General features: G+C 74.2%; 18 protein-coding genes. 6 read left to right on the top strand and 12 right to left on the bottom strand.

Annotated elements, in window-relative coordinates; all coding sequences use genetic code 11:
• Positions 1-143: 143 nt before the first annotated feature.
• Positions 144-914 (top strand): site-2 protease family protein, encoded by a 771-nt coding sequence (locus AB0J24_RS03935; protein WP_358675014.1) that lies wholly within the window; start codon positions 144-146, stop codon positions 912-914.
• Here the strand turns inward: AB0J24_RS03935 and AB0J24_RS03930 are convergent.
• The 6 genes from AB0J24_RS03930 to AB0J24_RS03905 all read right to left on the bottom strand — a co-directional run bounded on the left by AB0J24_RS03930 (position 883) and on the right by AB0J24_RS03905 (position 6,782).
• Complete coding sequence (locus AB0J24_RS03930) at positions 883-1,455, bottom strand: NUDIX domain-containing protein (protein ID WP_358675012.1); 573 nt, start codon at positions 1,453-1,455, stop codon at positions 883-885. The two genes, AB0J24_RS03935 and AB0J24_RS03930, sit on opposite strands and share 32 nt — an antisense overlap.
• A gap of 2 nt (positions 1,456-1,457) precedes the next feature.
• On the bottom strand, positions 1,458-2,804 hold the full coding sequence (locus AB0J24_RS03925) for a coenzyme F420-0:L-glutamate ligase (protein ID WP_358675009.1): 1,347 nt from the start codon (positions 2,802-2,804) through the stop codon (positions 1,458-1,460).
• On the bottom strand, positions 2,797-3,804 hold the full coding sequence (gene cofD / locus AB0J24_RS03920) for a 2-phospho-L-lactate transferase (protein WP_358675006.1): 1,008 nt from the start codon (positions 3,802-3,804) through the stop codon (positions 2,797-2,799). Before cofD ends, AB0J24_RS03925 begins: the two co-directional genes overlap by 8 nt.
• A gap of 19 nt (positions 3,805-3,823) precedes the next feature.
• Positions 3,824-4,747 (bottom strand): DNA-3-methyladenine glycosylase 2 family protein, encoded by a 924-nt coding sequence (locus AB0J24_RS03915; protein WP_358675003.1) that lies wholly within the window; start codon positions 4,745-4,747, stop codon positions 3,824-3,826.
• The gene (locus tag AB0J24_RS03910) at positions 4,744-5,814 is read right to left on the bottom strand and encodes an NDP-sugar synthase (RefSeq protein ID WP_358675001.1); all 1,071 of its coding nucleotides are present in this window, start codon (positions 5,812-5,814) and stop codon (positions 4,744-4,746) included. The genes AB0J24_RS03915 and AB0J24_RS03910 overlap by 4 nt, the downstream gene beginning before the upstream one ends.
• 77 nt (positions 5,815-5,891) lie before the next feature.
• On the bottom strand, positions 5,892-6,782 hold the full coding sequence (locus AB0J24_RS03905) for a glycosyltransferase family 2 protein (protein WP_358674998.1): 891 nt from the start codon (positions 6,780-6,782) through the stop codon (positions 5,892-5,894).
• A gap of 317 nt (positions 6,783-7,099) precedes the next feature.
• Between AB0J24_RS03905 and AB0J24_RS03900 the strand changes: the two genes are divergently transcribed.
• From AB0J24_RS03900 to ilvA, 3 genes are all read left to right on the top strand, one after another.
• The gene (locus tag AB0J24_RS03900; RefSeq protein WP_358674995.1) at positions 7,100-8,629 is read left to right on the top strand and encodes an LCP family protein; all 1,530 of its coding nucleotides are present in this window, start codon (positions 7,100-7,102) and stop codon (positions 8,627-8,629) included.
• Positions 8,630-8,658: 29 nt separating this feature from the next.
• Complete coding sequence (locus tag AB0J24_RS03895; protein ID WP_358674992.1) at positions 8,659-9,396, top strand: TIGR03089 family protein; 738 nt, start codon at positions 8,659-8,661, stop codon at positions 9,394-9,396.
• Between the two features lie 86 nt (positions 9,397-9,482).
• On the top strand, positions 9,483-10,718 hold the full coding sequence (ilvA, locus tag AB0J24_RS03890) for a threonine ammonia-lyase IlvA (RefSeq protein ID WP_358675421.1): 1,236 nt from the start codon (positions 9,483-9,485) through the stop codon (positions 10,716-10,718).
• On the opposite strand, the gene AB0J24_RS03885 is transcribed toward ilvA, so the two are convergent.
• From AB0J24_RS03885 to AB0J24_RS03875, 3 genes are read right to left on the bottom strand one after another with little or no spacing between them, the layout of a single operon-like run.
• Entirely contained in the window at positions 10,708-11,886 is a 1,179-nt protein-coding gene (locus AB0J24_RS03885; protein ID WP_358674989.1) for a benzoate/H(+) symporter BenE family transporter, read from the bottom strand. The genes ilvA and AB0J24_RS03885 overlap by 11 nt on opposite strands.
• 26 nt (positions 11,887-11,912) lie before the next feature.
• Positions 11,913-13,478, bottom strand: a complete 1,566-nt coding sequence (locus tag AB0J24_RS03880) for a DUF222 domain-containing protein (RefSeq protein WP_358674987.1) — start codon at positions 13,476-13,478, stop codon at positions 11,913-11,915.
• 29 nt (positions 13,479-13,507) lie between these two features.
• The gene (locus AB0J24_RS03875; protein ID WP_358674984.1) at positions 13,508-14,464 is read right to left on the bottom strand and encodes a squalene cyclase; all 957 of its coding nucleotides are present in this window, start codon (positions 14,462-14,464) and stop codon (positions 13,508-13,510) included.
• A 45-nt stretch (positions 14,465-14,509) separates the two neighbouring features.
• On the opposite strand from AB0J24_RS03875, the gene AB0J24_RS03870 reads away from it, so the two are divergent.
• Positions 14,510-15,112 (top strand): DUF998 domain-containing protein, encoded by a 603-nt coding sequence (locus AB0J24_RS03870; RefSeq protein ID WP_358674981.1) that lies wholly within the window; start codon positions 14,510-14,512, stop codon positions 15,110-15,112.
• A 36-nt stretch (positions 15,113-15,148) separates the two neighbouring features.
• Here AB0J24_RS03870 and AB0J24_RS03865 read toward each other — a convergent pair whose 3' ends face one another.
• A complete protein-coding gene (locus AB0J24_RS03865; RefSeq protein ID WP_358674979.1) occupies positions 15,149-16,303 on the bottom strand; it encodes an acyl-CoA dehydrogenase in 1,155 nt (384 codons plus the stop codon).
• Between the two features lie 60 nt (positions 16,304-16,363).
• Here AB0J24_RS03865 and AB0J24_RS03860 point away from each other — a divergent pair, with 60 nt between their 5' ends.
• A complete protein-coding gene (locus tag AB0J24_RS03860) occupies positions 16,364-17,059 on the top strand; it encodes a TetR family transcriptional regulator (RefSeq protein WP_358674976.1) in 696 nt (231 codons plus the stop codon).
• 240 nt (positions 17,060-17,299) lie between these two features.
• On the opposite strand, the gene purE is transcribed toward AB0J24_RS03860, so the two are convergent.
• Positions 17,300-17,815 (bottom strand): 5-(carboxyamino)imidazole ribonucleotide mutase, encoded by a 516-nt coding sequence (gene purE / locus AB0J24_RS03855; protein WP_358674973.1) that lies wholly within the window; start codon positions 17,813-17,815, stop codon positions 17,300-17,302.
• A complete protein-coding gene (locus AB0J24_RS03850; protein WP_358674970.1) occupies positions 17,815-19,035 on the bottom strand; it encodes a 5-(carboxyamino)imidazole ribonucleotide synthase in 1,221 nt (406 codons plus the stop codon). Before AB0J24_RS03850 ends, purE begins: the two co-directional genes overlap by 1 nt.
• Positions 19,036-19,055: the final 20 nt, after the last annotated feature.

Genomic DNA, 19,055 nt, shown 5'->3' with positions numbered 1-19,055 from the left:
GTCCACTCGCCCACCTCCCCGCAACGCACCGGCGAATGACACCGCTGTAAGTACAGCGCCGACATTCGCTCTGTGCAAGCCGGCTCTGCCGAACGAGTGAAGGCCCACGCGCGTCTGTTTGCCGGGTTGGGGAGGATGGGTACGTGCCTCCCCTGACGCGCCGCATCAGTCCGTGGTTCCTGCTGCTCCTCGGCGTCACCCTGTTCGGGGTCGTGCTGGCGGCGGCCGCGGTCCCGGCCGGGTCGGAGGCGCTGGCGATCACCGGTGTCTTCGTCATCGTGCTGGCCGGCTGGGTGGTCTCGCTGTGCCTGCACGAGTTCGGGCACGCGATCACCGCCTACAAGGGCGGGGACACCTCGGTCGCGATGAAGGGCTACCTGACCCTCGACATCCGCCGCTACACCGATCCCGGGCTGTCGCTGGTGCTGCCACTGATCATCCTGCTGATCGGCGGCCTGCCGCTGCCCGGCGGCGCGGTGTGGATCAACCAGTGGGCGCTGCGGTCGCGGGCCTGGCGGACCGGGGTCTCGCTGGCCGGCCCGGCCGCGAACCTGGCCGTCGGCATCGTGCTGATCATCACCGTCGCGCTGTTCCCCGGGATGCCGAGACCGGTCGCCGCCGGGCTCTCGGCACTGGCGCTGTTCCAGATCGTCGCGTTCGTGCTCAACATGCTGCCCGTCCCCGGACTGGACGGGTGGGGCGCACTGGAGCCCTACCTGTCGATGCCCGCGCAGCGGTTCGGGGAGAAGGTCCGGCCGTGGGCACCGCTGGCGCTGCTCGGGGTGCTGCTGTTCGTGCCCGGGGTGAGCGCGCTGTTCTTCGCCGGCACCCAGATCCTCTACTCCCTGGCCGGCGGGGACGCCCAGCTCGCCGGGCAGGGGTTCAGCGCGCTGTTCTTCTGGCGGAGCCTCTGACCGCCGCCGCGCCCCGGGCGGCGGTGACCATCGCCGGCACCGTGTCGCTGTCGGAGGGCAGCCCGTCCACCGGCCACCATCGCAGGTCCAGCGACTCGTCACTGATCCGCGGCTGCGCGCCGGCCGGGGCCCGGACCAGGTAGCGCACGTCCAGATGCCGGGTGGGCCGGCCACCCGAACAGGTGACCGGGTGCACGTCGACGTGCAGCGGCTGCTCCCCGATCTGCAGACCCTCGATCCCGGACTCCTCGGTCGCCTCGCGCAGGGCCGCCGCGCGCAGCGACGCGTCCCCGGGCTCACAGTGCCCACCGAGCTGGATCCAGCGACCCACCCGCGGGTGCAGGGTGAGCAGGGTGTGCTCCCCCGCCGCGTCGAGGACGAGCGCGGAGGCGGTCAGGTGGCCGGGGGCGCAGGAGCGGTCGCAGGCGTCGTCCGGCCGGGCGTCCAGGAAGGCCAGCAGGGCGTGGCGCAGTGCGCGCTGCGCCTCGTCCGGCGGGGCCCAGCCGGTCAGCTCACGGGCCGCGGTCGCGGGTGCCACCATCGTCACAGCTCCAGCAGGTGCTCGGCGGTGTCGCCCGGCTCGCGCGGGACGAGCGGCCGGGCGGGCACGCCGACCGCGACCGCACCGAGCGCCGCCCAGTCCGCGGGCAGGTCCAGCTCGGTGCGGGCCACCTCCGGGGCGAAGATCGTCGAGCCGACCCAGCAGGAGGCGAGCCCCTCCGCTGCCAGCGCCACCAGCAGCGCCTGCACCGCGGCGCCACCGGCCACGGTGAACATGTCCCGCTCGGCGCCGTCGCGGGCATCACCGTAGTGGTGCATGCCGTCGGTGGTCCGGAAGGCCAGCAGCAGCTCGGGCGCGCGGCGCAGCAGGTCGCCGCGGGCGAGCCGGCGCTCGACCTCCTCGGCCGGGCGGCCGTCGGCGGCCAGGTCGGCCCGCCAGCGCTCGCGCAGCGCGTCCAGCACCGCGGTCCGGCGGCCGGGATCGCGCAGCCACACGAACCGGAACGGGGTGCTGTGGTGCGGCGCGGGCGCGGTCAGCGCGACACCGACGGCGCGGCGCAGTGCGTCGGTGTCCACCGGCTCGTCGGCGAAGTCGCGGGTGCTGCGGCGCAGCAGGACCGCCTCCTGCCGGCCCTGTGCCAGCGCCTCGGCGGTACCGAGCCAGAACAGGTCGTCCTCGACGGGCCGGACCAGGTCGCGGGCGACCGAGCCGTCGTCGGTCACCGTCATCCCGCGGACGACGGCCACCGGCACCGCACCGAGCTTGCCCTTGACCAGGTCGGCGGCCGCGGCCAGCTCGTCGGCCAGGGCGATCTCGGTGACCAGCAGGTCGTTGCCCTGGGCGTCGACGGCTCCGCCGTAGCGGTGCAGCACCGGGACGCCCGCCGAGCCGATCGCGACGTCGGTCTGCCCGATCCGCCAGGTCCGGCCCAGGGTGTCGGTGACGACCACGCCGACGTCGACCCCGAGCCGCTCGCGCAGCCCGGCCCGCAGCGTCGCCGCCGAGGCGTCCGGGTCGGCGGGGAGCAGCGCCAGCTCGTCGCGGCGCACGTTCGACCCGTCGATGCCGGCCGCGGCCTGCACGATGCCGAGCTTGCCCGCGACGATCAGCGTCTTCCCGCGCCGGGCCAGCACCCGCTCGCTCTCGGCCTCGACCAGCCTGCGGCGCAGCGCGTCGCGCTCCTGTTCGTCGGCGGGGGCCGGGACCAGCCTGCCCTCCACCTTGGAGAACACCTTGCTGGTGACGACGACGACGTCGCCGTCGCGCAGCCAGGGCATCGCACCGGCCAGCGTCGCGGTCAGGTCGTCACCGGGACGGAACTCGGGCAGGCCGGGCACCGGGCGGATCTCCAGCCCGGCGGAGGCGTGGTCGCCGAACTGCTCAGACATCCACACCGGCCAGCTCGAACGCGGCGCGGGCCATCGCCGCGGTCGCGTCCACGTCGGTCATCAGCAGCGGGACCTCCCGGACGGTCGCACCCGGCACGGTCGCGGTGTCCCCGGTGTGCACCAGGTAGCCGTCGAGCAGCCCGCCCTCACCGCGGCCGCCGTAGTGCCGTCCGACGCCCTCGGCGCTGGTCTCGACGCCGATCGCGGTCAGGCAGGCGTCGGCCATCCCGCGCACCGGGCGGCCGCCCACGATCGGGGACAGCCCGACGATCGGCGCCGGGGTCGAGGCGAGCGCCTGCGGCACGCCCGGCACCGACACGATCGTCCCGATGCTCACCACCGGGTTCGACGGAGCCACCAGCACCACGTCGGCCCCGGCGATCGCCGACCGCGCCTCCGGCTGGATCGCCGCCTGGTCGGCGCCCACCGAGGCGAACCGGTACGCCTTCGGCGCGGCCCGGTGCTTGATCCACCACTCCTGGAAGTGGACGGCGACCTGCGGCGGTGCGTCCTCGCCGTCGGCCGGCTCCGGGTTGTCGATCACCACGTGCGTCTCGACCCGGTCGTCGGAAGCCGGGATCAGCCGCACGCCCGGCTGCCAGCGGTGGCAGAGCGCCTCGGTGACCTGGGAGAGCGGGTAGCCGGCCCGCAGCATCCGGGTACGGACCAGGTGGGTGGCGACGTCGCGGTCGCCGAGCCCGAACCAGGTCGGGTCGGCCTCGTAGGCGGCGAGCTCCTCGGCGATCGACCAGGTCTCGTCCGCGCGGCCCCAGCCCTTGCCGGTGTCGATGCCACCGCCGAGCGTGTACATGCAGGTGTCCAGGTCCGGACAGACCCGCAGGCCGTGCAACCAGATGTCGTCGCCGACGTTGACGATCGCGTCGACCTCGTGCGGGTGTCCCTGCGGCGCGGGGCCGGTCGCGGGCAGGCCGAGCGCCGCCTTCACGCCTTGCAGGAAGCGGGCCCCGCCGACCCCGCCGACCAGAACGGTGACCTTCACGGGATCGACCCTACGGCGGTCACAGGGCGCGGTAGTCGCGCGGGGAGAACCTGGGGCCGAACCGTGGCCGCCGGAAGCCCGACGCCTCGATGTAGCGGACCGCCCGCTGGCGCTGTCCGGCGTAGGGCGCGAGCACCTCGGCCAGGCCGGCGTCGTCGAGGCCGTGCCCGAGCAGCGCGTGCCCGACCGTGTCCGGGATGTGGAAGTCGCCGAAACTCACCGCGTCCGGATCGCCCCACACCCGCTGGGCGATCTCGGCGGCGGTCCACACCCCGATCCCGGGCACCCGGCGCAGCAGCACCCGCCCCGGCTCACCGCCCAGCGCGGCGGCCCCCTCCAGCCGGTGCGCGACGAGCGCGGCGTGCAGGATCGCCGAGCGCCGGGCGTGGTCCACCCCGGCCCGGTGCCACTCCCAGTCGGGGATCGCGCGGACCTGCTGCGGGGTGGGCGGCACCCGCATCCCGTCCGGCACCACCCCGGTGGGCCCGGGCGCCGGATCGCCGAACCGGCGGGCCAGCTCCCGGAACGACCGCCGGGCCTCGGTGCCGGTCACCTTCTGTTCCAGCACCGCCGGGAGCAGGGCGTCCCACACCCGTCCGGACGAGCCCAGGCGCAGCCCCGGCAGCCGCCGGGCGGCGTCGGCGACCAGCGGATGGTGCGCGACGAACACCGACGGGTCGTCGTCGCCACCCAGCAGCGAGGGCAGCCGCGCGATCTCCCGGCCCGCGCCGGGACCCCAGCCGGTGGCCCGCACCGTGCCGTCGGTGCGACGCCGGTAGGCCACGGTGGCCGGGCCGTCCGGCGTGGTGCTCACCCGCCAGATCACCGCGCCGTCGCTCACCGTCCGCCACGTGGGGTCACCGCGGCCGCGGCGCAGCGGCGACAGCACCCCGTACAGGTCGAGCGGGTACGGGGGCCGCCACTCGCGGTCGAGCACGCTCACACGTCGGGGGAGAACCGGATCCCGTGCGGCGGGAGCGTCACGTCCGGCCAGATCCGCAGGTGGTGCCGCAGTTCGCAGTGCGCGCCGATCACCGCGCGGTCACCGACGACGGTGTCCCGCACGCTGGCCCCCTCCTCGACGACCGCGCCCGCACCGATCACCGAGTTCTCCACGACCGCCCCGGCCGCGACCTGCGCGCCGTCGAACAGCATCGACCCCTCGATCTTCGCGCCGGAACCGATCCGGGCGCCGCGACCGACGGTGGACCCGCCGAACACCAGCGCGTCGGAGGCCACCTCGGCACCGTCGAGGATCATCGCCTCACCGGTGGGGCCGGGCAGCGCCGCCGACGGCGCCACCCCGCGGACCAGGTCCGCCGAGCCGTGCACCAGGTCGGCCGGGGTGCCCATGTCCCGCCAGTACGCGACGTCGACGTGCCCCTGCACGTGTGCGCCGGAGGCCAGCAGGTCCGGGAACGTCTCGCGCTCCACCGAGACGGGGCGCCCCTCGGGGATGGTGTCGATCACCTCGCGGCGGAACACGTAACAGCCGGCGTTGATCTGATCGGTGGGCGGGTCCTCGGTCTTCTCCAGGAACTCCAGCACCCGGCCGCTCTCGTCGGTCGGCACGCAGCCGAACGCGCGCGGGTTCTGCACCCGGACCAGGTGCAGCGTCACGTCGGCGCCCGATCCGCGGTGGGTGTCCGCGACGGCCCGCAGGTCGGTCCCGGCCAGCACGTCACCGTTGAAGATCATGATGTGCTCGGCGGAGAGCTTCTGCGCGACGTTGCGGATCCCGCCGCCGGTGCCCAGCGGCTCGGACTCGGTGACGTAGGTCAGGTCCAGGCCCAGCGCCGAGCCGTCCCCGAAGTGCTCCTCGAAGGTCTCGGCCAGGTAGCTCGTACCCAGCACGGCCCGCCGGATGCCCGCCTCCCGGATCCGGGACAGCAGGTGCGCCAGGAACGGCACCCCCGCGGTGGGCAGCATCGGCTTGGGCGCCGACAGGGTCAGTGGTCGCAGCCGGGTGCCCTTGCCCCCGACCAGCACGACCGCCTCGACGTCCTGCAACGCGGTTCCCCCTCAGGTGTTCTCTCGTCAGCTGTCGTCTCGCCCGGCAGTGGTCTCGTCGGCGGTCGTCCCGACCGTCACCGGCCCGCACGGGCCACGAGCCGCGAGCGGACGGCGAGCCCGGCCCGGACGGCGATCCGGAGCGGCGCCCGGGCCGGGCCCGGGTGCCGTCCCGCCAGGAACCGGTAGGCACTGCGGTGGTGCTCGGCGAGCATCCGCGCCGACACCCCCGGCTTGCCGGTGGACGCACCGCCCACGTGCACCACCTCGGCCGAGGGTACGTAGACGTTTCGCCATCCGGCAGCGGTGAGACGCAACCCGAGGTCGACGTCCTCGAAGTACATGAAGTAGCGCGGGTCGAACCCGTCGACCGAGTCGAACGCGGTGCGCCGCAGCAGCAGGCACGACCCGGACAGCCAGCCCGCCGATCGTTCGGTGAGGTCCTCGCGGGAACGCCGGTAGGCCACGGTCCACGGGTTCCCCGGCCAGACCGGCCCGAGCGCCGCGTGCCCGGCGCCTGCGAGGAGCGACGGGACCTCGCGCGCCGAGGGGTAGACCTCCCCGGAGGGTTCCCGGACGAGCGGGCCGAGCGCACCCGCCCGCGGGTGCCGCGCACTGGCGGCGAGCAGCGCGTCCAGCGAGCCGGGGGCCCACTGCAGATCCGGGTTCGCGACGACCACCCAGCCGTAGGCGTCGTCCAGCTCGGCGACGCCGCGGTTGGCCGCGGCCCCGTAGCCGACGTTCTCGCCGATCGGCAGGAACCGCACCTCGTCCCGCTCGCGGGCGGCCCGCTCCGGGGCCCCGTCGACCGAGCCGTTGTCGGCCAGGATCACCGGCACGCCGGCCCGGGTGGTCGCCCCGGCCAGCGAGTCCAGGAAGGTGTCCAGGGTGCGCCCCGGCGAGTAGGTGACGGTGACGACCGCGACCCGGTCGCCGTAGGTCCGCTCGGAAGACTGCACGCCGGGCACGCTAGCGAGCGCGGACGGCCGACGCCCGGGCGGCGTCACGATCGCGCCACGAACATCACACCGAGTGACGACCGCGCCACGAAGGACACCCTGTCCCGAACCCCGGACGACCCTGAGAGCAGGGACGACGCGATGAGTCGAAGCGTCACCCTCAAGTCCGTGCGGGATCAAACATCCGGGCGACCGGGCCGACACGCTCGTCGTACCGGCCCCGGGGAGAGCCCTGATGCTGCACCCTGGATCCGATCGGCAGCCACCGCACCCGCCGGGTGCGCCCCGCCGGTCCCCGGGGACGGACCGACGCGAGGGAGGCGAGCATGGGCGACCCCCGCCGGGCCCGCGATCGTGCGCGTCGCGCGCCGCACGGCCACCCCGCCGGCCGGCGGCCACCTGCCGGGCCGGCCACCGGCCGGCGCTGGCTCTACCGCTTCCAGGTCGGCGTCGCCGCGATGTCGGTGCTGACCCTGCTGCTGACCGGCGCGGTCTGGACGCTCTTCCGCGACGTCACCGGTGGCATCACCACGACGAACGTGATCTTCGGTGGTTCCGCCGGTGGTGAGCAGAACATCCTGCTGGTCGGAGTGGACAGCCGCACCGACGCGCAGGGCAATCCGCTCCCCGACGAGGTGCTGGCCGAGCTGCGCAGCGGCGCCGAGGAGGGCGTACTCAACTCGGACACGATCATCGTCGTGCACGTCCCGGCGGACGGCGGCAGCGCGACGGCGTTCTCCGTGCCGCGCGACTCCGAGGTCCAGATCCCGGGGCTCGGCCGGAACAAGATCAACGCGGCCTACCCGCAGACCAAGGCACAGACCTCGGCCCGCCTGGTCGCCGACGGCGTCGCCGACCCGAGACGGATCGACGAGGAGTCCTCACAGGCCGGGCGGCAGGCCCTGATCGGCGCCGTGCAGGACCTGACCGGGCTCGGCATCGACCACTACGCCGAGGTCAACCTGCTCGGGTTCTACAACCTCACCCAGGCCATCGGCGGCGTCGAGGTCTGCCTCAAGGCCCCGGCCCGCGACGCGTTCTCCGGCATCGACCTGCCCGCCGGGCCGCAGACCATCTCCGGCGCCGACGCGCTGGCCTTCGTCCGGCAGCGGCACGGCCTCGCCGGCGGGGACCTCTCCCGGATCGCCCGGCAGCAGGCGTTCCTGGCCGCGGTGGCGAACAAGGTGCTGTCGTCGGGGACGCTCACCGACCCGACGAAGCTGAGCGCGCTGATCGACGTCGTCCACTCGTCGGTGGTGCTCGACAGCGGCTGGGACATCCTCGGGTTCGCCGACGAGGCGTCCCAGATCGCGGCCGGACAGATGGACTTCCTCACGATCCCGACCCGCGGCCCGCGCGACACCAGCAACGGTGACGTGCTGGTCGTCGACCCGCACGACGTCCAGGAGTTCGTCACCCGGCACACCCGGCCGGAACCGGAACCGGACCCGGAGCCCGCCCCCGCGCCGACGCCGGTCGTCGCCGACGTCGCCAACGGGTCCGGCGCCACCGGCCTCGCCGCCCGGGTCGCCGGCGTGCTCGGGCAGAACGGCATCACCCCCGGGGAGATCGGGAACGCTCCGGACCGGACCACCTCGGTGGTCCGCTACAGCCAGGCCGACGGTGACGCCGGGGCGCGGCGGGTCGCCGACGCGCTGGGCGGCATCGGGATCGAGCAGTCCGACGCCGTCGGGCAGGGCCGGGTCCAGGTGCTGATCGGGTCCGACTACGCCGGCGCGGGCTCGTCCTCGTCCACGGGCGGTGGCCGGGCGGGCGGCACCGGATCCGGCCCGTCCCCCGCACCCGCGCCGCCCACACCGCCGATCTCGGCCGGCGGGGTGCCCTGCATCGACTGAGGCCCGGGGCTGGGTAGCGTCGGCAGGCGATGACCACCGTCTTCGGCTCCGGCCTGTACCTCACCGACGCCCTGCTCGGCCCGGCGCTCGGCGCGTCCGCGGCCCGCCCGTTGTTCACCCACTACGACGACGCCACCGGTGAGCGGGTGGAGCTCTCCGGCACCACCACCGCGAACTGGACGGCCAAGGCCGCGAACCTGCTGCGCGACGAGTGCGACGTCGAGCCCGGCACCCGGGTCTCGGTGCTGCTGCCCGCGCACTGGCAGACCGCCGCGGCCCTGCTCGCGGTGTGGTCCTGCGGTGCGGAGCTGGTCGGCGATCCCGCCACGGCGGGGGTGGTGCTGGCCGACGCCGCCCGGCTGGACACGGCACTGGCCGCGGGCGCGGACGTCGTGGTGGCGTTCTCGCTGGACGCGTTCGGGCGCGGGCTGACCGGGCTCCCCACCGGGGTGCTGGACTTCGCCACCGAGGTACGCGTGCACGGCGACGACTTCGTGCCGTGGGACCCGGTGCCCGGTGACGCCGCCGCCTGGGACGGTGCGACCGGCACCGAGGTGCTCGACGCGGCGCTGGCCCGGGCCGCCGCCCTGGATCTCGGCGAGGGTGCACGGGTGCTGTCCACCCTGGCCTGGGACTCGCCGCAGGGCCTGCGCGACGGGTTGCTCGCGGTGCTGGCGGCGGGAGCCTCCCTGGTTCAGGTGGTGAACGCCGGTGAGTCGCTGGACCGGCGGGCCGAGACCGAACGCTGCACCGTACGGCTGGACTGAACACTCCCTGGTGCGGGCCCCGCACCGGCGGCGTGAGACGCTGGTCGACCGTGACCCCCAGCACCTCCTCAGCGCCCGGCACCCGGGTGAGCGCCGCGGACGTCGACGACGCGGCGGCCCGGCTGCGCGCCGTGATCGGCCCGACCCCGCTGCAGCTCAACCCGCGGCTGTCCGACGCGCTCGGCAGCGAGGTCTGGGTGAAGCGCGAGGACCTGCAACCGGTCCGCTCCTACAAGATCCGCGGTGCGTACAACCTGATTGCCCAGCTGCCCGAGACCGACCGGGCGGCCGGTGTCGTCTGCGCGAGCGCCGGCAACCATGCGCAGGGGGTCGCGTTCGCCTGCCAGCGGCTCGGCGTGCGCGGACGGGTGTACCTGCCGGGGACGACACCGCGCCAGAAGCGCGACCGGGTCGCCCGCCTCGGCCGCGACGCGGTCGAGATCCGGGTCGTCGGCAACACCTACGACGACGCCGCCTCGGCCGCCCGCGCGGACGCCGAGTCGACCGGGGCGACCCAGGTCCCGGCGTTCGACGACCCGCGCACGGTGGCCGGGCAGGGCACCATCGTCCGCGAGATCCTCGGTCAGCTCGCCGACCCGCCGGACGTGCTCGTGGTGCCGGTCGGTGGTGGCGGACTGCTCGCCGGGGCCGTCACCTACCTGCGGGAACACTCGCCGTCGACCCGGATCGTCGGGGTCGAGCCGGCCGGCGCGGCGAGCATGGCGGCGGCGCTGGCGGCCGGTGAACCGGTGGAGCTGGACGCGTTGGACCCGTTCGTCGACGGTGCCGCGGTGCGCAAGGTCGGTGCGGCGACGTTCGACGTCGTGCGCGACTCGGACGTGCAGCTGGTCACCGTGCCCGAGGGCCGGATCTGCGTCGAGATGCTGGCGCTCTACCAGTCCGACGGGATCATCGCCGAGCCCGCCGGCGCGCTCTCCCCTGCCGCGCTGAGCCTGCTCGACATCCCGCGCGACGCGACGACGGTGTGTCTGCTGTCCGGCGGCAACAACGACGTCAGCCGCTACGCCGACATCGTCGAACGGGCCCTGGTGTTCGAGGGCCGCAAGCACTACTTCCTGGTGGAGTTCCCGCAGGAACCCGGCGCCCTGCGCCGGTTCCTCGACGACGTCCTCGGCCCGGACGACGACATCACCCTGTTCGAGTACACCAAGCGCTCGAACCGGGAGACCGGGCCCGCGCTGGTCGGGGTCGAACTGGGATCACCGGAGGACCTGCCGGCGTTGCTCAAGCGGATGGAGGAGGCCCCGCCGCACATCGAGCAGATCCCGCCGGACAGCCCGCTGTTCGGGTTCATCCTGTAGACCTCGCGGGGCGCAGCACCAGGTGCAGGACGATCCCCACCGCCAGCCCCCAGAACGCCGAACCAATCCCGCCGATCGTGAACCCCGCGGCGGCGAACAGGAACGCCATCGCCGCCGGCACCCTGGCCACCGGAACGGCCTCGGCGCCGGCCGGGACGGCCATCGCCCCGGTCACCGCGGCCGCGAACGCCCCGAGCAGCGCCAGCCCCGCGACGGACTCCACCACCCCGGGCGGTGCGGCCGCGACCAGCGCGGCCAGCGTCGTCGCGAGCGGCGCCAGCACCAGACAGGTGACGCCGTTGGACTGTGAGGCGATCCACCGCCGGGCCGGGTCCGGATGCGCCTCGGGCGAGGCGGGCAGTGCAGCGGTGATCGCGGCCAGGTTGATCGCGTGTCCGCCCGCGGTGGCGCCGAGCATCGTCCCGGTGCCGGTGACCACCATCGCCTGCCGCCACGGCACCGCATAGCCCGCGGCACCCAGCACGGCGACGCCCGGCAGGTTCTGGGACGCCATCGTGACGACGTAGAGCGGCAGCGCCACCCCGACGACGGCCGCCACCGACAACGACGGCGCGGTCACCGCCAGCGCCGGCGGCCGCAGCCAGGACCAGCCGTCGGCGAGCGCGATGACGATCCCGAGCGCCAGCACGAATGCGGCGGGGGCGGCCCAGCGCGGCGCGAACCGCTGCAGCACCACCCAGACGACGACGATCGGCGCCACCAGCAGCGGTTGTTCGGCCAGTGCCCGCACCGGCGCCAGGCAGAGCGGCAGCAGCACGCCGGCGAGCATCGCCTGGGCCAGCGGTGCCGGGATCGCGCCGACGAGACGCCCGAGACGGCCCCACAGCCCGGTGAGGACGATCAGCGCGCCGGTGACCAGGAACGCACCGACCACGGCGGGCCAGCCCCCGGCGACCGCCCCCGTCGACGCGAGCAGCGCGGCACCGGGGGTCGACCAGGCCACGGTGATCGGGCGGCGGGAGCGTCTGCTGAGCCAGATCGTGGCCAGGCCCATCAGCGCGGTGAGCACCACCAGGCCGGACGACGCCTGCGCCGGATCGGCGCCGGCGGCGGTGAGCCCCGCGAGTACGACCGCGAACGAGCTGGTGACCCCGACGACGGCAGACACGATCCCGACCAGGATCGGCTGCAGCGGTGGTCGTTCCACGAACAGAACTCTAGGGAGCTACACGCTCACGCTGACCCCGGGAGCCGTGCACGTCTCCGCCGGACACGGCCCGCACGTCGTCGAGCACCTCCTGGTGACCCGCGGCGCCGCACGGGCGGGGCGGGCAGGCGCGGAGGCCGGCCTGGCTGCCGGCGCAGCAGCGACGTGGACCGACGACGGCGAGCACGGCTACCGAGCACTCGGAGACCGGCCCGCCGACGCGGTCCTCGTGATCCGGACCGGCGCGCCCGGCTGAGGTAGGTGTGCCCGGTCGGCGTGGTGGTCCGCACGGTGTGCGGCAGGTTGCCCAGGCCGTCGGCCAGCACCTCGACCGACCAGCCCGGGAGCTCGCGGACGAGGTTGCCGCGGACGCAGACCGCCCGCCCGTTCGCCAGGCTCGTCGGCCCTCCCCGGCGGGCCGGGACGACGTGGTCGATGTGCCGGGCCGGGGCGTCGCAGAAGGGATCGCGGCAGCGGTCGCCGTCGCGGATCCGGATCAGGCCGGCGAGCACCCCGTCGAAGAACCGGCGTCGCGGATCGGCGCCGACCAGCGGCCCGTCGCAGGGACGCGCGAACAACCGCCGCCACCAGTGCCGCCCCTCGCTCCCGGCAAGGATGTCGCGCGCGATGCCGGCCGGGACCGGCCCGTGCCCGACGATCTCGGCGGTGCCACCGGCAGCGGGATCGACCAGGTCGTCGACCTCGATCACGATGCCGAGCTCGACGTTCACGTCGGTCGCCCGCTGCTGCCCCGTCAGCCGCTCGACCAGCGTGTCGGCCATGACCTGGTCGCGGTTGCGGTCGGAGCCGGTGGCGACGACCGAGTCGGCATGGCGTCGCAGCGCGGCGAGGCAGGCGACGCCCTGTTCGACCGGGAGACAGGCCGAGAGCACCGCCATCGTGTCCGGCGCAGGCCGCAGGCCGACCCGGCGGTCCTTGCGCGCGGTGCGGCCACGGGCGACGTAGGCCGCCGGATCGTGCTCGTAGGCCAGACGCCGGGCGAGCGCGGCCGCGGCCCGGCGGCCGAGCTCGTGGATGCCGGCGCCGACGATCTGCTCGTCGACCGAACGCCGGGCCTGCCGGTCGAGGTGGCGGCGGGTCTCCGACACGACGTGTTCGGCGACCTCCTCGCTGATCCGCCCCGCCCGCAGCAGGGCGCACACCCGGGGCAGGTCGAGGTGCAGCGCGCGGGCGCTGCCGAGCCGGCGCGAGCCGGCCGACGGGGAGATGCGGCAGGCCAAGGCCACCTGGTCGGCGATCCCCCGCTCCGCGGTGCGCGGATCGAGATCCCCGCCGGCGATGCCCTCCTCGACCACGGCACGCGCGAACGCGACGATCTCCGCACCGTGACCGGCGGCGACCACGGCACGGAGGCGCTCGAACAGCGCGATCCGGTCGATCCGGACGGCCGGAACGGCGACGGCAGTGCCGGGACCAGTACCGGGATCGACACCACCGGGCACGCCGGGAAGGCCGGACAGCACACCGAGTACCGACTCGAGCGCGAGGACGACCGGATCGTCAGGTGGAGCCGGTGCACAGCTGACCGGGGCACAGCTGGCCCGCCCCGCCTCGCCAGTCATCGACCGCATGTTCGAACTCTAGCGCACCACCAGACGTTCTATCGAGCACTCTGGCCCTCGGATTCCCACCAGCCGAGCACCCGGAGCGCGTACAACGTCAGCCACCGCGACGGCTCCCCCGCCGGCACGTCCACCTCGAACCACACCGCGCCCGGATCCCGTACACCTTGCGGCCAGCGGCCGTCGGCCCGCTGCGCGGAGCGGACCAGCTCGATCGCCTCGGCGAGCCGGGGATCCGGAGGCCCCCCGTCGAGCGCGGCAGCACGACGGAAGTGGTCGGTCGCCCGGAGCACGTCGTAGCGCCAGCGAAACGGGAAGGCGAACCGGTCCACCCAGGACCCGACCCGCTCGCCCGTCGAACGGCGGTACAGCAGGCGACGGCTCAGCAGGGATTCCTCGCCCGCCCGGCGCGCCGCGCGGGTCGCCTCGCCGCCACCGGTCGCGATCTCGTGCGCGAGGAGCCCGATCAGCGAGTTCAGCGTCGAGTGGAACGACGAGCGCCGTGCACCGTCCACCCGGTCGCAGTTCCAACCGCCGTCGTCGAGGCGGTGCTCGACGAACCGGTGGGCGAGCGGCTCGATGTCCCGGCCGAGCCACAGTCCGTTGGCGAGCGTGGCGGCGTTGATGCAGCAGTCGACCTCGCCCTCCCAGTAGGGGAGGTCGTCGCGCTCCCAGCGGCAGTGCCGTTCGAGCAACTCGACCGTGCGGCGCTCACGCAGCACCTGCGGGTCCAGCCCCCACTCGCGCAGCGCGGTGAGCGACCAGGTCGTGGCGGTCCAGGGCTGCCCCTCCACCGAGGACGGCTCGGCAGGGAAGTAGGCGCCGCCCGCCCAGCGGCCGTCCGGGTCCTGACGGGCGAGCAATCGTGCGCCGATCCCCTCCGTCGCGACCCGGCTCCTGGTCCGTTCCCAGACCTGCGCCGGCGCGCCGAGCAGGTCCCGCTCGACCTGCCAGCGCAGTGCCGGGTCGGAGTCGAGCAGCCAGTCGAGCGTCACGGCCCCATGGTGCGCCGCACACCTCGCGTCGGATAGAACGGTTCCGTGAGCGCACTGCTGTGGACCGGGGCGCTCGGCTCATGGCTGTTCGTCGTCACCTTCCTGGTCGACGGCGCCACGCGGCCGGGCTACAGCCCGATCCGGCATCCGGTCAGCGCGCTCGCGCTGGGACCACGCGGCGGGATCCAGACGGCGAACTTCGTCGTCTGCGGGCTCGCGATCACGGCCGGTGCCGTCGCGCTCGTGCCGGACACCGTCCTGCTCGGCCTGGCCGTCGGGCTCTTCGGACTGGGACTGGTCGCGTCCGGGGTGTTCCCGATGGATCCGATGCGCGGCTATCCCCCCGGGGCACCCGGCGGCACGCCGGAGCACACGTCCCGCCGGCACGACCTGCACGACCACGCCGGAGCGGTCGTCTTCCTCACGCTGCCGGTCGCGGCCGCGGTCGCCGCCCTCACGCTCGGCGACACCGGCTGGCGGTGGTACTCGGGTGTGACAGCTGTGCTGCTGATGGTGGGGTTCCGTGTGTTCGGGTCCGCCTGGGAGAACGACGACCCGCGCACCGGGCTGGTCCAGCGCGTCGTGATCGGGGTGGGCTGGTCGTGGCTGGGCCTGGTGTTCGCGCACAGCGCGACGGCGTCCGTATGAGCGGGGCGCAGCACGGCGTGCGACGCCCCGCGCACCTCACTTGAGCAGGTTGCGCGCCATCACCATCCGCTGGATCTGGTTGGTGCCCTCGTAGATCTGGGTGATCTTCGCGTCGCGCATCATCCGCTCGACCGGGAAGTCCCGGGTGTACCCGGCCCCGCCGAGCAGCTGGACGGCGTCGGTGGTCACCTGCATCGCGGTGTCGGAGGCGAAGCACTTCGCGGCGGAGGAGATGAAGCCCAGGTCCGGCTCGTTGCGCTCGGCACGCGACGCCGCGACGTACACCAGCTGCCGCGCGGCCTCCACCTTCATGGCCATGTCGGCCAGCATGAACTGCAGCCCCTGGAACTCGGCGAGTGCCTTGCCGAACTGCCTGCGCTCCTTCACGTACTGCGTCGCGACGTCCAGCGCGCCCTGCGCGATCCCCACGGCCTGCGCCCCGATCGTCGGCCGGGTGTGGTCGAGGGTGCGCAGCGCGGTCTTGAAGCCGGTGCCCTCCGCGCCGATGATCCGGTCGGCGGGGATCCGGCAGTCGGTGAAGTAGATCTCGCGGGTCGGCGAACCGTGGATGCCGAGCTTGCGCTCCTTCGGGCCGACCTCGAACCCCGGGTCGTCGCGGTGCACGACGAACGCGGAGATCCCGTTGGCCTTCTTCTCCGGGTCGGTGACCGCCATGACGGTGTACCAGGTGGACTCGCCGGCGTTGGTGATCCAGCACTTGGTTCCGTTGAGGACCCACTCGTCGCCGTCGCGACGGGCCCTGGTCTTCATCGAGGCGGCGTCGGAGCCCGCCTCCCGCTCGGAGAGCGCGTAGCTGACCATCGCGTCACCGGCGGCGACCGAGGGCAGGACCTGCTTCTTCAGGTCGTCCGACGCCGACAGCAGCACCGGGGTGAGGCCCAGCCCGTTCACCCCGGGGATCAGCGACGACGAGGCACAGACCCGGGCGACCTCCTCGATCACGATGCACCCGGCAAGCTCGTCGGCCCCCTGCCCGCCGTACTCCTCCGGGATGATCACGGCGTGGAACCCGGCCCTGACCAGCGCGTCACGGGCCTCGACCGGGAACCGGCCCTGCTCGTCGACCTCGGCGGCGTGCGAAGCGATCTCCTTCTCCGACAGGTCACGCACCGCCTCGCGCAGGGCCTGGTGCTCGTCACTGAGCCGGTAGCTGTCGAAGTCGCTGTTCATAGCACGGATGCTAACGGCACTCCGTGCCACAGAGCAACGTATCTTGCTACCCTCCGTGCCATGACGAGCAGCACTCGCCGCGGGCGTTCCCCGGAGGGACGTGCGGAGGTCCGGCGAGGGCTGGTCGCCGCAGCCGCTCGGCTGTTCACCGAGCGGGGTTACGACGACACCACGGTCGACGACATCGCAGCGGCGGCCGGTGTCGGCCGGCGGACCTTCTTCCGCTACTTCCGGGGCAAGGAGGACGCGCTCTCACCGGACCACGGACGCGGACTCGCCCGGATCGGCGAGGTGTTCGCCGGCGCCCACCCGGACGAACCGCTGCCGTCGCTGGCACTGCGTGCCGCGGAGACCGTGTTCGGGCTCTACACCGAGGACCCGGAGGTGGCACGGCTGCGGTTCGCGCTGGTCGGCACGGTGCCTGCGCTGCGCGACCGGGAGGCCGCGTCGGTACATCACTACCGGCGGCTGTTCACCCGCGAGCTCGCCGTCCGGCTGGCCGGCCAACCGGACGGCGAGCTGCGCGCCGCGGTGACCGCGGCGGCGCTGGTCGCCGCGCACAACCAGGCACTGCGCCGCTGGCTGGCCGACGGCGCCCGCGAGGCCGACCTGCCCGCCTGCGTCGACCACTTCCGCCGGGTCGCGCCGATGCTCCCGCTCGCCGGCGCCACCGAGCCGGACCTGGCCGACCTCACCCGGCGGCTGGAGCGGGCGGCGCAGGTGCTGGAACGCAACCCCGACCGGCAGACCGGCTGACCTCGGACATGCGTGATCCCCGGGCCGATGCTTCGGACCCGGGGATCACGGGTGACCGTCTGGTATTGCCGGCACCACACCGGCTTCCACGACCGTCTCCGGGGGCGGGACTCCCCGCCCGGCAGAACGTGGTGCTAGCTGAGGGCCACCTCACGTGTCCTGTAGCTCATCTGCTCGGACCACCTCCTTTCCCGTGTACCGCCACGGTAGTCGCGAGTTCAGCGGTGGCGCCAGGAGATTTCAGGCCTCGCCGCGGGCGGTGGCCCGCAGCGCCGCGTCCTTGTCCAGCACGGTGCGCTCCAGGTCGGCCTGGAACTCGATCATCGCCTGCCGCAGCGTCTCGTCGCCCGCCCCGAGGATCCGCACGGCGAGCAGGCCCGCGTTGCGGGCGTTCCCGACCGCGACGGTCGCCACCGGCACCCCGGCGGGCATCTGCACGATGGACAGCAGCGAGTCCATCCCGTCGAGGTACTTCAACGGCACCGGGACACCGATCACCGGCAGCGGGGTCGCGGCGGCGACCATCCCGGGCAGGTGGGCCGCACCGCCGGCGCCGGCGACGATCACCTGCAGCCCGCGGTCGGCCGCGGAGGCGGCGTAGTCGAGCATCCGCTGCGGGGTGCGGTGCGCCGAGTAGACGCCGACCTCCCACGGCACACCGAACTCGTCCAGCGCCGCGCCGGTCGCGCTCATCACGGGCCAGTCGGAGTCGCTGCCCATGACCACACCCACCCGGGGGGTGCTCGCCTCGGCCATCAGGAGTCCTTTCGGGGGTCGTCGGCGTGCGCGGACCAGCCGTCGGCCCAGCGCGCCGTGGCCAGCCAGCCGGCCGCCAGCTCGGCGCGCTCCCGCACGGTCCGCTCGTCGGAGCCCAGCACGGTCACGTGACCGATCTTGCGGGCCGGCCTGCCGTCCTTCGCGTAGAGGTGCACCCGCGCGTCCGGGAACCGGGCGAAACAGTGGTGCAACCGCTCGTCCATCGACATCACGGGCTCCTCGGGCGCGCCGAGCACGTTCGCCATCACCGCCACCGGGGCGACCGGGGCGGTCGCACCGAGCGGGTAGTCGAGCACCGCCCGCAGGTGCTGCTCGAACTGCGAGGTGACGGATCCCTCGATGGTCCAGTGCCCGGAGTTGTGCGGCCGCATCGCGAGCTCGTTGATCACGACCTCGCCGGGGCCGGTCTCGAACAGCTCGACCGTCATCAACCCGACGACGCCGAGCTCCGCCGCGATCCGCAGGGCGATCTCCTGGATCCGCGCGGCCGCGTCGTCGGCGAGCCCGGGGGCGGGCGCGGTGACCCGGGCGCACTGGCCGTCGACCTGCAGGGTCTCCACCACCGGCCAGGCGGCCGCCTGACCGAACGGCGACCGGGCGACGCTCGCCGCCAGCTCCCGGACCATCGGGACCGCCGTCTCGGCCATCAGCGGGGTGCCGCGGTCGAGCAGGTCGGTGACCAGCGCGGCGTCCGGGCCGCGCAGGAACCAGACACCCCGGCCGTCGTAGCCGCCACGGGTGGCCTTGAGGACCACCGGCCAGCCGTGCGCCGCACCGAACGCGTCCACGTCGGCCGCGCTCTCCACGACCGTGAACTCCGGCACCGCCAGGCCCATCGAGGACAACCGCCTGCGCATCACCAGCTTGTCCTGCGCGTGCACCAGCGCCGAGGGCGGCGGCCGCAGCGGGATCCCGGCCTCGGCCAGCGGGCGGAGCACCTCCTGCGGGACGCCCTCGTGGTCGAAGGTGACGGCCGAACAACCGCTGGCGAGCTCGCGCAGCGCGGCGCCGTCGTCCGGATCGCCGACGACGACGTCGGGTGTCACCCGGGCCGCCGGATCGTCCGGCGAGGCCGCCAGCACCCGCAGCGTCTGCCCGAGCGCGACGGCGGCCTGGGCGGTCATCCGGGCCAGCTGCCCGCCGCCGACCATGCCGACCGTGGGCAGCCCGCTCTTCCCTGCGCTGTCAACCCTCTCCACAGGACGTGCAGCCTAATCTG

The organism is Pseudonocardia sp. NPDC049635 (genome assembly GCF_040659795.1).
Classification (GTDB): Bacteria; Actinomycetota; Actinomycetes; order Mycobacteriales; family Pseudonocardiaceae; genus Pseudonocardia.
This window is presented reverse-complemented; position numbering and strand designations above follow the sequence as displayed.

Coding starts and splice junctions, on each gene's coding strand:
- AB0J24_RS03880 (WP_358674987.1), bottom strand. CDS start 13,478: ATGCGGTCGATGACTGGCGAGGCGGGGCGGGCCAGCTGTGCCCCGGTC.
- purE (WP_358674973.1), bottom strand. CDS start 17,815: ATGGCCGAGGCGAGCACCCCCCGGGTGGGTGTGGTCATGGGCAGCGAC.
- AB0J24_RS03900 (WP_358674995.1), top strand. CDS start 7,100: ATGGGCGACCCCCGCCGGGCCCGCGATCGTGCGCGTCGCGCGCCGCAC.
- AB0J24_RS03930 (WP_358675012.1), bottom strand. CDS start 1,455: ATGGTGGCACCCGCGACCGCGGCCCGTGAGCTGACCGGCTGGGCCCCG.
- AB0J24_RS03925 (WP_358675009.1), bottom strand. CDS start 2,804: ATGTCTGAGCAGTTCGGCGACCACGCCTCCGCCGGGCTGGAGATCCGC.
- AB0J24_RS03865 (WP_358674979.1), bottom strand. CDS start 16,303: ATGAACAGCGACTTCGACAGCTACCGGCTCAGTGACGAGCACCAGGCC.
- AB0J24_RS03860 (WP_358674976.1), top strand. CDS start 16,364: ATGACGAGCAGCACTCGCCGCGGGCGTTCCCCGGAGGGACGTGCGGAG.
- AB0J24_RS03895 (WP_358674992.1), top strand. CDS start 8,659: ATGACCACCGTCTTCGGCTCCGGCCTGTACCTCACCGACGCCCTGCTC.